This is a genomic window from Plantactinospora sp. BC1, from assembly GCF_003030345.1.
Lineage (GTDB): Bacteria > Actinomycetota > Actinomycetes > Mycobacteriales > Micromonosporaceae > Plantactinospora.
The window spans coordinates 2,285,585-2,298,332 of record NZ_CP028158.1 but is presented as its reverse complement, the minus strand read 5'-3'; the positions used below and the strand labels follow the sequence as shown (position 1 = coordinate 2,298,332).

12 protein-coding genes, 1 tRNA gene and 1 pseudogene are annotated in these 12,748 nt (G+C 71.2%); 4 read left to right on the top strand and 10 right to left on the bottom strand.

Going from position 1 to position 12,748, the window contains the following annotated elements:
- Nucleotides 1-2 precede the first annotated feature (2 nt).
- Both C6361_RS39175 and C6361_RS09640 read right to left on the bottom strand, forming a co-directional pair.
- On the bottom strand, nt 3-257 hold the full coding sequence (locus C6361_RS39175; RefSeq protein WP_107267526.1) for a DUF397 domain-containing protein: 255 nt from the start codon (nt 255-257) through the stop codon (nt 3-5).
- Nucleotides 258-490: 233 nt separating this feature from the next.
- Entirely contained in the window at nt 491-1,174 is a 684-nt protein-coding gene (locus C6361_RS09640; protein WP_107267525.1) for a hypothetical protein, read from the bottom strand.
- A gap of 237 nt (nt 1,175-1,411) precedes the next feature.
- Here C6361_RS09640 and C6361_RS09635 point away from each other — a divergent pair, with 237 nt between their 5' ends.
- Entirely contained in the window at nt 1,412-2,782 is a 1,371-nt protein-coding gene (locus C6361_RS09635) for a glycoside hydrolase family 18 protein (protein WP_107267524.1), read from the top strand.
- A gap of 90 nt (nt 2,783-2,872) precedes the next feature.
- Here C6361_RS09635 and C6361_RS09630 read toward each other — a convergent pair.
- Nucleotides 2,873-2,962: transfer RNA gene (locus C6361_RS09630), tRNA-Ser, on the bottom strand.
- A 76-nt stretch (nt 2,963-3,038) separates the two neighbouring features.
- On the opposite strand from C6361_RS09630, the gene deoD reads away from it, so the two are divergent.
- Entirely contained in the window at nt 3,039-3,746 is a 708-nt protein-coding gene (gene deoD / locus C6361_RS09625; protein WP_107257291.1) for a purine-nucleoside phosphorylase, read from the top strand.
- A 69-nt stretch (nt 3,747-3,815) separates the two neighbouring features.
- Here the strand turns inward: deoD and C6361_RS09620 are convergent, their stop codons facing one another.
- From C6361_RS09620 to C6361_RS09605, 4 genes and pseudogenes are all read right to left on the bottom strand, one after another.
- Nucleotides 3,816-5,039 carry an ABC transporter permease gene (locus tag C6361_RS09620; RefSeq protein WP_107267523.1) on the bottom strand — a complete coding sequence of 408 codons (1,224 nt, stop codon included), beginning with the start codon at nt 5,037-5,039 and terminating at the stop codon, nt 3,816-3,818.
- Nucleotides 5,040-5,164: 125 nt separating this feature from the next.
- A pseudogene (locus C6361_RS09615) lies at nt 5,165-5,812 on the bottom strand (ABC transporter ATP-binding protein); the annotation flags it as partial.
- Nucleotides 5,813-5,871: 59 nt separating this feature from the next.
- Entirely contained in the window at nt 5,872-7,068 is a 1,197-nt protein-coding gene (locus tag C6361_RS09610; RefSeq protein ID WP_107267522.1) for an efflux RND transporter periplasmic adaptor subunit, read from the bottom strand.
- Nucleotides 7,065-7,607, bottom strand: a complete 543-nt coding sequence (locus tag C6361_RS09605; RefSeq protein ID WP_107257288.1) for a hypothetical protein — start codon at nt 7,605-7,607, stop codon at nt 7,065-7,067. Before C6361_RS09605 ends, C6361_RS09610 begins: the two co-directional genes overlap by 4 nt.
- A 131-nt stretch (nt 7,608-7,738) precedes the next feature.
- Between C6361_RS09605 and C6361_RS09600 the strand changes: the two genes are divergently transcribed.
- Together C6361_RS09600 and C6361_RS09595 are read left to right on the top strand one after the other, a co-directional pair.
- Nucleotides 7,739-8,395 (top strand): response regulator transcription factor, encoded by a 657-nt coding sequence (locus tag C6361_RS09600; protein ID WP_107267521.1) that lies wholly within the window; start codon nt 7,739-7,741, stop codon nt 8,393-8,395.
- The gene (locus tag C6361_RS09595) at nt 8,392-9,669 is read left to right on the top strand and encodes a HAMP domain-containing sensor histidine kinase (RefSeq protein ID WP_107267520.1); all 1,278 of its coding nucleotides are present in this window, start codon (nt 8,392-8,394) and stop codon (nt 9,667-9,669) included. Before C6361_RS09600 ends, C6361_RS09595 begins: the two co-directional genes overlap by 4 nt.
- A gap of 445 nt (nt 9,670-10,114) precedes the next feature.
- Here the strand turns inward: C6361_RS09595 and C6361_RS09590 are convergent, their stop codons facing one another.
- The 3 genes from C6361_RS09590 to C6361_RS09580 form a co-directional block, all read right to left on the bottom strand.
- On the bottom strand, nt 10,115-10,900 hold the full coding sequence (locus tag C6361_RS09590) for an amino acid ABC transporter ATP-binding protein (protein WP_107267519.1): 786 nt from the start codon (nt 10,898-10,900) through the stop codon (nt 10,115-10,117).
- A complete protein-coding gene (locus tag C6361_RS09585) occupies nt 10,893-11,687 on the bottom strand; it encodes an amino acid ABC transporter permease (protein WP_107267518.1) in 795 nt (264 codons plus the stop codon). Before C6361_RS09585 ends, C6361_RS09590 begins: the two co-directional genes overlap by 8 nt.
- Before the next feature lie 82 nt (nt 11,688-11,769).
- On the bottom strand, nt 11,770-12,651 hold the full coding sequence (locus C6361_RS09580) for an ABC transporter substrate-binding protein (RefSeq protein ID WP_107257192.1): 882 nt from the start codon (nt 12,649-12,651) through the stop codon (nt 11,770-11,772).
- Nucleotides 12,652-12,748: the final 97 nt, after the last annotated feature.

Genomic DNA, 12,748 nt, shown 5'->3' with positions numbered 1-12,748 from the left:
ATCTATGCGTCGGCAGCCGGCGCGTCGAAGGCACCAGCCCTGATCGCGGCAACGAGAGCAGACCACCTGCTGCGCCGGATCAGGAGCATGTCCATCGGCCGCTGGGAATTCCGCAGCGCGACACCGTCACCCATCAGGGTGAACTCGACACAATGGTGTTCGGTGACGCACCGCGAACTGCGCCGCCACGTTGGCTGATCAGAAACCGTCCGGTCGGAGCCCACCGTTTCCCTTTCCTCACTGACCTGAAGAGCCATGCCTGCCAAGGACCCGTCGGCCGATGGAACATAGCACGGCGGAGGCCGCAGAATGCCGTATTGCGCCTGGTAGGAGCCTTGTGGCTGACGACCTCGTGGCAATCGGCGCCGAAAACGTTAGATCGTGTCAGATATCTTCGGCAGGCGTGATCGTACGCGGAGCGGTGAAGGACTGTCCGGAAGGGTGGCCCGGACCGGTCGGCGGTGCGGGCCGGGCCACCCGAGCCCGGGTGTCAGCCGATCCGCTCGATCACCGGTCGCCGGATCAGGAACTTGCCCGGCTCCCGTACCTGCTCGAACGCGGCGTTGTTGAGCAGTACGCAACTGCCGGACGGGCTGGTCACCCTGACCGTGACGCTCTTGTTGTTGTCCAGGTTGGTGACCTTCAACGTGGTACCGATCGGGAAGGTGCCGCTGGACGCCGCCGGGCCGGCGTCCTCGTTGAAGAGCGTGACCGTCGAACCCTTGCAGACCACCTCACCCGCGCCGGTGGCACCACCGCCGTTGGAGCCGGTGCCGCCGCCGGGGTTGGCCGGCGGCCGGGCGGGTGCCTTGGGCGGCTGGGCCGGGGGCTTCGCCGGGGTCCTGGTCGGCTCGGCCGCCGGCGGGGCGGCGGGCGGCGCGGACGCGTCCGCGCGTACGTCGGCGGTGCAGCCGGCGGTGGCCCGACGCTGCTGGATCAGGTCGACCACGGCCTGCCGGTTGGCGATCCGGGCCTCGGACTGAGCGTCCGGGTTGGCCTGCTGGCCGGCGATGAAGTTCAGGTTGTTGCGCAGTGCGGTGTCCAGGCCGGCGCAGCTCTCACCCGCGTTGCCGAGTCCGGTGCCGACGGCCAGCGCACCGCCGAGCAGGGCCGCCGCCGCCACGCCCAGGAACACCTTGCGCGCCCGGCTGGTCGTCCTGCGTCGCCTGTACATACACCGCTCCCTCGATGGTCCGCTGCCCGGTTGCAGCTACCGATGGGTACGGCGGACGGTACGAAGTGGATCAGTTCAGATTCCTAAATGTTCTTTAACTACCCACCGCTACACCTTCGGTGCGATCCGGCGCGGCGCACTTGACCACCCGACATCGACCGCCCTACCTTGCAGGGCAGGCACCGGAAAGTTTCCTAACTGTTCTGCCGACGCTCCATCCCCCGTTCAGGAGTGCATATGCGCGGATCCGTTCTCCGTCGACTCAGTACCCTCACCGCGGCCACCGCCGTCACCGCCCTGCTCGCCGGCGTCGCCGTACCCCCGGCCTCGGCCGCTCCCGGCGCACCGTCCCGGCACGATGGCGGCCAGCGCGGCGACTTCGTCAAGGTCGGATACTTCACCCAGTGGGGCATCTACGGCCGGGCCTTCACCGTCAAGAAGCTGCACGACTCGGGCGCGGCCAGCCGGCTGACCCACCTCAACTACGCCTTCGGCAACGTCAGCCCGGACGGCCGCTGCTACGTCGACGGCGGGCCGGGCGAGGGCGACGCCTGGGCCGACTACCAGCGACCGGTACCGGCCGAGGAGAGCGTGGACGGCGTCGCCGACACCTGGGGTGAACCGCTGAACGGCAACTTCGGGCAGCTCCAGAAGCTCAAGGCGATCCACCCCGACCTGAAGGTGCTGATCTCGCTGGGCGGATGGAGCTGGTCGACACACTTCTCCGACGCGGCGCTGACCCCCGAGTCGCGGCGGAAGTTCGTCGCCTCCTGCATCGACCTCTACCTCAGGGGCAACCTGCCCAACCCGGACGGCAGCGCCGGTGGACCCGGCTCGCTCGCCGGAGTCTTCGACGGCATCGACCTGGACTGGGAGTGGCCCGGCTCGGCCGGTGACGTCGACACGGTCTACCGGCCCGAGGACAAGCAGAACTTCACCGCGCTCGTCGCCGAGTTCCGCCGCCAGCTCGACGCGCTCGGCAAGCCGGCCCGGAAGCACTACGAGCTGACCGCGTTCGTACCGGCGAACCCGGCCGCGATCGACGCCGGCTTCGAGGTCCGGAAGGTCTTCAAGAACCTGGACTTCGCCACCGTGCAGGGCTATGACTTCCACGGCACCTGGGAGCCGGTCGCCAACCAGCAGTCCGCGCTGCGGGTACCGGCCGGGGCCACCGAGCCGGACTTCGCCGTCGACCGCACCATCGACGCCTGGCTCGACCGGGGCGCCGAGCGCCGCAAGCTGGTGCTGGGCATCCCCTACTACGGGCGCGGCTGGACCGGGGTGACCGGCGGGCGCAACGGCCTGTTCGGCACCTCCACCGGCGGCGCCGCCCCGGCCACCTTCGAGCCCGGCTACGAGGACTACAAGGTGCTGAAGACCAGGGCCGGCAAGGACGGCTACCGGGTCTACCGCGACCTCCGCGCCGGAACGGCATGGCTCTACGACGGTACGACCTTCTGGACGTACGACGACCCGGCCGTCGTACTCCAGAAGACGCTGTTCATCCGCGCGGAGCGGTTGGGTGGCGCGATGATCTGGTCGCTGGACGGCGACGACGAGCAGGCGACCCTGACCCGGACCATCGACCTCGGCCTCTGGACGCCGTAACCGGCCACCCGTCGCCGCACGACGGACCGGGCCCACAAGCCGAACGCCCGGTAGGTCGTTTCCGACCTGCCGGGCGTTTTGCCTGTTCAGTGGCGGTGGCGGCGGGATTTGAACCCGCGGAGGGCGTAAACCCTCACACGCTTTCGAGGCGTGCTCCTTAGGCCACTCGGACACACCACCGCCGAGAAGGGTACCCGACGCCCCGGTGCGACGTCGCGGCGGTATCGGCCGGAGCGACCTGGCAGGATCACCTCACATGAGTACGCACATTGGCGCCAAGCCTGGCGAGATCGCCGAGCGGGTCCTGATGCCGGGTGACCCGCTGCGGGCCAAGTGGATCGCGGAGACCTACCTCGAGGACGCCAAGTGCTACTCGACGGTGCGCGGCATGCTCGGCTTCACCGGCCGCTGGTCCGGCACCGAGGTTTCGATCCAGGGTTCCGGCATGGGCATGCCGTCCGCCTCCATCTACGCGCACGAGCTGATCAACGACTACGGCGTGAAGTCGCTGATCCGGGTCGGCTCGTGCGGCGCCCTCAGCGAGGACCTCCAACTCCGGGACGTGATCGCGGCCAGCGGCTCGTCGACCGACTCGAACATGAACCGGATGCGGTTCGACGGGTTGATCGACTACGCCCCGGTCGCCGACTTCGGGCTGCTGCGTACCTCGGTGGAGGTGGCGGAGCGGCGCGGCATCGCGATGCGGGTCGGGCCGATCCTGGCCGCCGACGCCTTCTACACCGACCGTCCGGACCTCTACGACACCCTCGCCGACTATGGCGTACTGGCGGTGGAGATGGAGTCGGCGGCGCTCTACACGATCGCGGCCCGGTTCAGGGCGCGGGCGTTGACCCTGCTGACCGTCAGCGACCACATCAAGCGGGGCGAGCAGACCACCGCGCAGGAGCGCGAGCAGACCTTCAGCCAGATGGTCGAGATCGCCCTCGACACCATCGTCGCCTGATCGACAACACAGGGAGGGGCCCCTTCTTTCACAGAACGCGACAAGAAGGGGCCCCTCCCCGCACCCCCGTCACGGGGTGGCGAGTGCCTCGGTCGGGGCCAGCCGGGCAGCCCGGATCGCCGGGTAGAGGCCGGCGAAGGCGCCGATCAGCAGCGTCGCACCGACGCCGCCGACCATCGCCCAGCTCGGCACGACCGTCGGCCAGTCCCGGGACAGGGCGTAGCCCGAGGTCACCCCGATGCCGATCAGCACTCCGCCGACGCCGCCGAGGGCGGAGAGCAGCAGCGACTCGGCGAGGAACTGGGTGCGTACCTGGCCACGGGTCGCGCCGAGCGAGCGGCGCAACCCGATCTCGGCCCGCCGTTCGAGTACCGAGATCACCATCGTGTTCGCCACCCCGACCCCGCCGACCAGCAGCGCGACCGCGCCGAGCCCGAGCAGCAGCCCGGTGAACGCCTCGTCGGTGGCCTGCTGCGCCTCCAGCGCGTCGGACGGCCGGGACACCTTGACCTCGTTCGGCGCCTCCGGGTTGGCGGTGGCACCGAGTACCGCCTGCACCGCCTCGACCGACTGCTCGACCGACCGGGTGTAGACGGTGGTCGGGTGCCCGTCGAAGCCCAGGTACGTCGCCGCCGCCTCCCAGCCGATCAGCGCGGAGAGGTCCAGCTCCGGCGCCAGCGGTACCGGTGCCATGATCCCGACCACGGTGAACCACCGGCTGCCGAGATAGACCTGTACGTCCGGTCCGGCGCTGCCGAGCCCGAGCCGTTCCGCCGCGGTGGCCCCGAGGACGACGGCCGGATAGCGCGCCGTCGCCCCGTTCAGCCAGGTACCGCTGGCCATGGTCGCCCCGACCGTGTCGAGCAGGTCCAGCCGGGTCGCCCGGGCGGCGATCCCGCCGCTCTCCACCTCGGGGATCCGGTCCGAGCGGTAGACCCGGGCCTCGCCGAGCTGCCCGGTGGCGGAGACCTGCTGGACCGGGCCGATCCGGCCGATCATCGCCACCGACTCCTCGGGCAACTGGGCCGCGTCGCCGAACATGGTGTTGCCGGGCGCGACGGTCAGCAGGTTGGTGCCGAGCGAGTCGAGCATCCGGTCCAGTTCCGCCCGGGACGACGAGGAGATGCCGACCACCGCGACCATCGCGGCGATACCGATCGCGATGCCGAGCGCGGAGAGGAAGGCCCGCAGCGGCCGGGTACGCAGCCCGACGCCGCCGACCCGGAGGATGTCGCGGGGACGCATCCGGGCCGGTACCAGCCGGGGTCCCGCCCCGCCGTTCGCCCCGGCCATCAGCCGACCCCGTTCGACGCGATCGGCGCGAGCCCACCGCCGACGAAGCCACCACCGCCGACGAAGCCACCACCGCCGACGGAGCCACCGCCGACGGCGGAATCATCGCCGGCGGCGCTGTCGGTGAGCACCAGGCCGTCGCGCATCTGCACCTGCCGGGGCAGGCTCGCCGCGATCTCCCGGTCGTGCGTGATCACCACCACCGTGGTCCCGGCGGCGTTCAGCTCACGCAGCAGCGCCAGCACCCCGGCCCCGGACGTCGAGTCGAGGTTGCCGGTCGGCTCGTCGGCCAGCAGCAGCGCCGGGTTGCCCACCACGGCCCGGGCGATCGCCACCCGCTGCCGTTCGCCGCCGGAGAGTTCGTGCGGCCGGTGGTCCAGCCGTTGCCCGAGCCCGACCCGGACCAGCGCGGCCTCCGCGCGCCGCCGCCGCTCCCCGAGGGGTACGCCGGCATAGAGCAGCCCGTCCGCCACGTTGTCCAGCACCGGTACGCCCGGTGCGAGGTGGAACTGCTGGAACACGAACCCGATCCGGGACGACCGCAGCGCGGAGAGTTGCCGGTCCGACAGCTTCGCCACGTCGTACCCGTCGATGTGCACGGTGCCGGTCGACGGTCGGTCGAGGGTGCCGATCAGGTGCAGCATGGTGGACTTGCCGGAGCCGGACGGCCCGACGATCGCCACCAGTTCGCCCGGCCGGACGGTCAGGGTGACGCCACCGAGCGCGGTCACGCCGCCCGGATAGACCTTCGTGACCCGGTCCAGCACGACCACCCCGTCGGTGCCGGCCGGCGGATCGACGAGTGCGGTACCCGCAGCCGCCACGTCCCGGCTCACTTCGGCATCCCCACGGTCGCCCCCTCGACCAGCCCGTCGCCGGTCACCTCCACCCGGCCGGAGGCGAAGAGTCCGGTCCGCACCGCCACGATCCGGGTCGCGTCGCCCTCCACGACCTCCACCCCGTAGCCGCCCTCGGCGAGGGCGAGCAGCGCGGCGACCGGGACGGTGAGCACGTTCTCCCGCTGCGCGGCGGTGAACGCCACGTCGACCGAGGCGCTGTCGAATCCGGCCAGCGCCTTCGGGTCGGCGGCGGTGACGGTCACCTCGATCTTGGTCTCCGGCTCGCCCTGTGCGCCGTTGGCGCCGGTACCGGTCTCGATGATCGTCTCCGTGGCGGCGATGGTGCCGGCCACCTCCTTGCCGTCCGGCAGCGTCACCGTGACCTTGGCACCCCGCTTGGCCAGCCGCTGGTCGTCCACCTCCAGCGAGACGGTGACCACCCGGGAGGTACCGCTGTAGCTGAGCACTCCACCGCCGGGCTGTACGGCGTCGCCGACCTCGACGTCGGTGCTGTCCACCCGGATCTCGCCGGTGGCGTAGACGACCTGGCCCAACTCGACCCGGCCGGTCTCGTCGAGGCCGAGATCCTCCTGCCACTCCCGCACCGCCTCGGCGGTGGCCGAGGTGTACTCGTCGTCGACGGTGAACCCGTCGTAGCCGAGCGTGCTCAGGTTCTTCTCGAACTGCTCGACGTCCTCGCCGCTGTCGCCGGAGCGCAGCGTCCGGTACGCCGGCAGCCCGCCGTAGAGCAGCACCACCCTGTTGTTGTCGATGGAGTAGAGCGGCTTGCCCCGGGTGACCCGGGTACCGGCGGCGGCGATCGAGGTGATCGTGCCCGCCTTGCGTACCGCCACGGTCCGGGTCTCGCCGTACCCGAGTTCGCCGTCGGCGGTCTCCGAGTCGATCAGCGTCTGCCGGGTCACCTGTGCGTTCGCCGGTGGCAGATTGCTGGCGGTGGCCGTACCCGGATCGTCACCGCCGAAGCCGACGGCGGCGGCGACCCCGGCGGCGACCGCCAGCGCGGCGGCGGTCCCCACCGCCACCGCCCGGCCCCGGCCGCCCCGGCGCCGACGCCCCGACCGGCCCCCGGCGGCCGGAACAGTCCCGGCGGCGGTGTCCGGCCCGGTGCCGGCCGGAACCGGCCCGTCCGGGGACGGGCCGGTCTCGGTCGTGGAGGTACCCACCGTCATCGGCCACCACCCTGGATCCGGACCGGGAAGTCGCCCCGGCACTTCTCCATCGCGGCCTGGAACGTCGGATCGTCCCGCTTGATCCCACTGCCCTGGTCGAACCGCATGGTGCCGTCCGGCTGCGGGTCCGGGAAGTTCGGCACACCGTTCTCCCGCATGCACTTCGCCATCTTGCGCACCTGCTCGACCTGCTCCGGGTTGAGCTGCAACTGACCGCCGTTCGGCAGCAGGTGGCGGCACTTCTCCATCGCCGCCTGCGTCTTGGCCGGATCGTCGCCCGGGTTGCGCTGGATCCGGATGCCGCCCTGACCCGGCTCCGGGTCCGGCATCTCCACTCCGTTCTCCCGCATGCACTTGGCGAACTCCAGGCGGCGGTCCTCGTCACTGAGCGCGGCGGCGCTGGCACTGGCGGTAGGCCCGGCTCCGGTGCCACCCTGGGCGGTGGCCACCCCCGGCCCCTCGTCGGCCCCGGCGCAACCGGCGAGCGCCAGGCCGAGGACGGGGAGGGCCAGCCAGATGCCCGACATTCGTCGGCGCATGGCACAACTCCTTCCGTGGGCCGGCGCGGTTCGCCGGCCGATACGGACAAAGTGAAGTCTGCGACGCGTATCCGGGGCGTAACCGTCGACGTTTACGGCGGGGTTATCCGGCACCGAGTCAGGATGGGACGGTGCGGGTACTGGTGGTCGAGGACGAGAAGCTGTTGGCGGACGCCGTCGCCGAGTGGCTGCGCCGGGAGGCGTTCGCGGTCGACGTCGCGTACGACGGCGACGCGGCCCTGGAGCGGCTCGGCGTCAACGACTACGACGTGGTGGTACTCGACCGGGACCTGCCGGTGGTGCACGGCGACGACGTGTGCCGGGCGATCGTGGAGGGCGGGGGCGAGACCCGCGTGCTGATGCTCACCGCCGCGGCCGCGGTCCGGGACCGGGTGGCCGGGTTGGCCCTCGGCGCCGACGACTACCTGATCAAGCCGTTCGCGCTGGTCGAACTCTCCGCCCGAGTACACGCGCTGACCCGGCGGGCCCGACCGGCCGCGCCGCCGAAGCTGACCCGGGCCGGCCTGGTCGTCGACCCGGCCCGGCACGAGGTCTACCGCGACGGCCGGTACGTGGCACTGTCCCGCAAGGAGTTCGCGGTGCTGGCCGAGCTGATGCGGGCCGGCGGCGCGGTGGTCTCCGCCGAGGAACTCCTGGAACGGGCCTGGGACGAGCACATCGACCCGTTCACCAACGTGGTCCGGGTGACCGTGATGAAGCTGCGCCGCAAGCTCGGCGATCCGCAGATCGTCGAGACCGTGCCGGGAGTGGGGTATCAGATCAGGTGAAAAGACTGACGATTCGGGCCCGCCTGACCCTGGTCTACGGCGGCCTCTTCCTGCTTGCCGGGGTGGTGCTGCTCGCCGTCACCTACGTACTCGTCGAGCAGCGGATGCCCGCCACCTTCGGCGTGACGCTGAACCGGCCGCCGGCCCCCGCACCCACCCGGATCGTCAGTCCGGGCGACGCCGAGCAGCTCCGGATCTTCGCCCGCCAGATCCAGGACGAGGCCCGGCAGAACGCCCTGGAGACCCTGCTCACCCAGGGCGGCATCGCCCTCGCCCTGGTCTCGGCGACCGCCTTCGCCTTCGGCTGGCTGATCGCCGGGCGGGCGCTGCAACCGCTGCACCAGATCACCGGTACCGCCCGGCGGATCGCCGGTGCCGGCATCGCCGGTCGCGGACTGCACGAGCGGATCGCGCTGGACGGCCCCCGCGACGAGGTCAAGGAACTCGCCGACACCTTCGACCTGATGCTGGAACGGCTGCACCAGTCCTTCGACGGGCAGCGGCGGTTCGTCGCCAACGCCTCGCACGAGCTGCGTACGCCACTGGCGCTGAACCGGTCACTGCTGGAACTGGCGGTCACCCGGCCGGGCGCGCCGGCCGAGTTGCGGCAGCTCGGCGAGACGCTGCTCGCGGTCAACGAGCGACACGAGCGGCTGATCGACGGGCTGCTCACCCTGGCCGACTCGGAGCAGCAGGTGGTGGAGCGCACCCCGCTCGACCTCGCCGAGGTGGTCGGGCACGTGGCCGAGCAGATGCGGACCGAACTGCCGGTCTACCGGCACCTGGCTCCGGCACCCACCACCGGCGATCCGGTGCTGCTGGAGCGGCTGACCCAGAACCTGCTGGAGAACGCGCTGCGGCACAACGTCCCGACCGGCGGTCAGGTCTGGCTCAACACCGCGACGGTCGACGGCTGGGCGAGCCTGGTGGTGGCGAACACCGGGCCGGTGGTGCCGGGGTACGAGATCGAGACGATCTTCCAGCCGTTCCGACGGCTGCGTCAGGAGCGGGTCGGCGGCGGTCGCGGCTTCGGGCTCGGGCTGTCGATCGTGCGGGCGGTCGCGGGTGCGCACGGCGGGTCGGTCCGGGCCGAGCCCCGGCACGGGGGTGGGCTGGTCGTGACGGTCCTGCTGCCGGCCGAGGCGCCGGTCCAGGCCGTTCCGGAGTACGCCCCGCCGGCCGTTGCGGCCACGTCGTCCCTCGCGCCCCGCGCCGAGCTCCCGACCGGCAACCTCGGGCCGGCGGCGGGCCAGGCTCGGGGCGTACCGGGCTGATCCGGTGCGGTCAGCGGCACCGGGGACACGAGAGTTTTCCACAGGCGGTCGAGGTTATCCACAAGGGTGTGCACAACCTCGACCGGAGCTGTGCAGAACCGCCGTCCCACCGGCCCCGGAGCTGTGGAAAACCGGCGAGCCGCCGGGTCGGGCACTGTGCACAACGGCGTACCGGGTGGCGGGTGACGGGTACCGGGACGCTCCTATGGTGCGTCAAGTGGTTGAGGGTGGTGTTTCGAGGCGTCGGTAGAGCTCTCGGGTGATGTAGCGCTTGAGGCAGCGTTTGATCTCGCGGTCGGTTTTGCCCTGGGTGCGGCGGCGGCGCCCGGTCGGTGAGTGCAGGAACGGGTCACCCGGGCAGACCGACGAATCCCCTAGAAGACACCCAAGGTCAGTCAGAGGCTGAGTCAGACCGGCCGGGTGACCCGCTCCTACATCCTCACTGTCAGAGGACCTGGGAGAGGAACTGCCCGAGCCGGGCGCTTCGCGGGTCCTCGAAGACCTGTGCCGGTGGGCCGGCCTCGACCACCCGGCCCCGGTCGAGGAAGACGACCTGGTCGGCGACCTGCCGGGCGAAGCCCATCTCGTGGGTGACGACCAGCATCGTCATGCCCTGACCGGCCAGGTCCGCCATCAGCGAGAGCACGCCCTTGACCAGTTCGGGGTCGAGCGCCGAGGTCGCCTCGTCGAAGAGCATCACCCGGGGCGACATCGCCAGCGCCCGGGCGATGGCCACCCGCTGCTGCTGGCCGCCGGAGAGCCGGCCGGGCCGTACGTCCGCCTTGTGTCGTAGCCCCACCAGGTCGAGCTGGCGCAGCGCCAGCTCGGTGGCCTCGTCCTTGGAGAGCTTCCTGAGCTGCCGGAGGGCGAGTGTGACGTTGCGCAGTACCGTCATGTGCGGGAAGAGGTTGAACTGCTGGAAGACCATGCCGATCCGCTGGCGCAGCGCGTCCGGGTCCTGGTCGAGCACGCTCACGCCGTCCAGCAGTACGTCGCCGCGGTCCGGCTCCAGCAGCCGGTTGACGACCCGGAGCAGGGTGGACTTACCGGAGCCGGAGGGGCCGATCACGCAGGCGGTCTCGCCCCGGCCGACCTCCAGGTCGATGCCGCGCAGCACCTGGTTCCGGCCGAACGCCAGATGTACGTCCCGGGTCGCGACGCTCACCGACTCGTATCCGGGACCCGCCTCGGCGGGCCGGGCCGACACCGTCGGACTGACAGACTCAGGCATGCTGGGTTCCCCTTCCACCCGTCGGTAGCGCGGTCTCGCCGGCCAGCGCCACCGGGTCCTCCTCGTCGGGTTCCGGGCCACCGGCCCGGCCGTCGCGCAGCCGCCGGTCGACCCAGTTGACGAGGTGGGTCAGCGGCACGGTGATGACCAGGTAGAAGAGTCCGGCGAGCAGCAGCGCGGACTCGTTGCCGGTGTTCGCCGCGTAGTCCTGGCCGATCCGGAACAGTTCCCGCTGGCTGGCCACCAGGCCGAGGAAGTAGACCAGGCTGGAGTCCTTGATCAGCGCGATGAGCTGGTTGACCCAGGCCGGCAGCACCCGGCGTACGCCCTGCGGGATGATCACCAGGCGCATGGCGGCGCCGTGCGACAGTCCCAGCGCCCGGGTCGCCTCCAGTTGGCTGGCCTCCACGCTCTGGATGCCGGACCGGAAGATCTCCCCGATGTACGCCGCCGCGATCAGCGACAGCGCCAGGATGCCCAGCGGATAGGGGTTCGGTCCCCACCAGGCGAGCCCGAGCGGTGCCAGCCCGACCCCGATCAGCAGGATGGTGACGGCGGCCGGCAGTCCCCGGAACACGTCGGTGTAGATCCGGGCCGGCCAGCGCAGCCACCGGCTCCGGGACAGCCCGGCCATCGCCAGCAGCATGCCGAGCAGCGTCCCCACGATGGCGGAGAGCAGCGCCAGCAGCAGCGTGTTGGGCAGCCCGACCGTGAGCATCTCGGGCAGCGCCTCGCGCATCGACTCCCAGTCGAAGAACGTCTCCCACAACGTCGCCAGGGTCTCCATCGCCTCACCTGTCTCGGATCCACCAGTCGTCGGCCGGCCGCCCCGGGCGGCCGGCCGACGACTGTCTGATGTGCTGGCCGGGTCAGCTCGCCGGGGTGGCGGCCGGGCTCGTCGGACCGGCCTTGACCGGCGGGTACGTCACCGTGCCGCTGCCCGGCTTGAAGCTCTCCGGTACCGGCCGACCGGGGTAGTACTGCTCCTGGAGGCGGGTCCAGGTGCCGTCCTCGATCACCTGGTCGAGTGCGGAGTTCAGCGCCTCGCGCAGCGGGTCGGCGCCCTTGGCCACCGCGAACGCGGTCGGTGCCGAGCTGAGCTGCTTCTCGGCCAGTACGATCTTGCCGCCGCTCTCCTGTGCGGACTTCTCGCCGATCTCGGCGGGCGCGATCCAGGCGTCGGCGGTCTTCGACCTGAGCTGGTTGATCGCGCCGTTGTAGTCGGGTACCCGGACCGGGTCCAGGCCCTCCTTGGTGGCGTAGTCGTCCTGCACGGTGCCCTGCACCACGACCACCCGCTTCCCCTTCAGCTCGGCGAAGCTCCTGATCGGCGAGCCGGCCGGTACGTCGAGTCCGAAGTAGCCGAAGTCGTACCCGTTGGTGAAGTCGACGGTCTTGCGCCGCGCCTCGGTGATGGTGATCGACGACGAGCCGGCGTCGAACTTGTGGTTGTTGACCTGGGCGAGCAGCGCGGAGAACTCGGTGCCGACGAACTCGACCTTGAGCCCGAGCTTGCCCGCGACGGCGGTCATCAGGTCGTTGTCGAAGCCGGTGAACTTGCCGTCGGAGAGGAAGACGTTCGGCGGCGCGTCGGTCAGGGTGCCGACCCGCAGGGTCCCGGGTTGCAGCAGGTCGTACGGGTTGTCGGCGGTGTCGCCCGACGACGAGCCGCCGCAGGCGGCGACCGCGCCGAGCAGCGCGACGGCGGCGACGCCGGAGAGGAGGCGGGTGGCGAGAGGGTTGATGCGCATTGTGCTGAAACTCCATGAAATATCCGGCGACGGCGTGCCGGAGAACCACCCGGACCGGTCAGGTCGCGGGCGGTACGCCGACGGCGTCGCTCAGGGG